We start from the raw sequence: 345 nt of genomic DNA, 5'->3' as shown, positions 1-345 counted from the left end.
TAAATTCCGTTTTGACACACTTCCTGCCATCTATTTTCTTCTTAGACAAGGCATCGGATTGCGTAGCGTGCTAGTAGCACGTGAGCGATTCGATAACGCCGTATAAGGAGAAAATGGTAGGCTTGGGCAGACTTGAACTGCCGACCTCACCCTTATCAGGGGTGCGCTCTAACCAGCTGAGCTACAAGCCTTCAGTTTGCTACGCCTAAACCTCGTACTTGAACACTTGATTTCGTCGTTTGTCAGTTACATACCAATGTATGCGCCTTCCGCACTCCTCAAGTCGTGTCCAATTACAAGCTCTATGCTTGCAACCTGTCTTTAATAGACAAGTTTTCAAGTAGA

1 tRNA gene is annotated in these 345 nt (G+C 46.1%); it reads right to left on the bottom strand.

The features are described from left to right. Nucleotides 1-114: 114 nt before the first annotated feature. Nucleotides 115-191 (bottom strand) — tRNA-Ile (locus ACGHAV_RS16970). Between the last annotated feature and the right edge of the window lie 154 nt (nt 192-345).

This window comes from Alteromonas sp. MTD1, from assembly GCF_042848195.1.
Taxonomy (GTDB): domain Bacteria; phylum Pseudomonadota; class Gammaproteobacteria; order Enterobacterales; family Alteromonadaceae; genus Alteromonas.
This window is presented reverse-complemented; position numbering and strand designations above follow the sequence as displayed.